The organism is Neisseria sp. P0006.S004 (assembly GCF_051963015.1).
Taxonomy (GTDB): domain Bacteria; phylum Pseudomonadota; class Gammaproteobacteria; order Burkholderiales; family Neisseriaceae; genus Neisseria.
On record NZ_JBQCUS010000036.1, the window covers coordinates 1 to 283 of the forward strand.

Annotated in this window: 1 protein-coding gene; it reads left to right on the plus strand. The window is 55.8% G+C overall.

Annotated elements, in window-relative coordinates:
- Positions 1 to 267 (plus strand): ComEA family DNA-binding protein (locus ACTHR2_RS10580; RefSeq protein WP_440375711.1); only part of this gene is annotated, 267 nt, incomplete at its 5' end.
- Between the last annotated feature and the right edge of the window lie 16 nt (positions 268 to 283).

Consider the following 283-nt stretch of genomic DNA (forward strand, 5'->3'; position numbering starts at 1 on the left):
GTAGTTGCCGCCGTGTGTACGGCATTCTCTTTAGCCGCCGTGAACATCAATACCGCGTCTTCTGCTGAACTGGAGGCATTGCCGGGTATCGGCCCGGCTAAGGCGAAATCGATTGTAGAATACCGCCAGAAGAACGGTGCGTTCAAATCGGTGGAGGAGCTGAAAAACGTGAAGGGCATCGGTGATGCGGTACTGAACAAGTTGAAGGCGGAGGCGACGGTTTCTTCTGCCGCGCCTAAGGCCGCGCAGCCTGCCGTGAAAAAATAACCTGACGGACGATCGT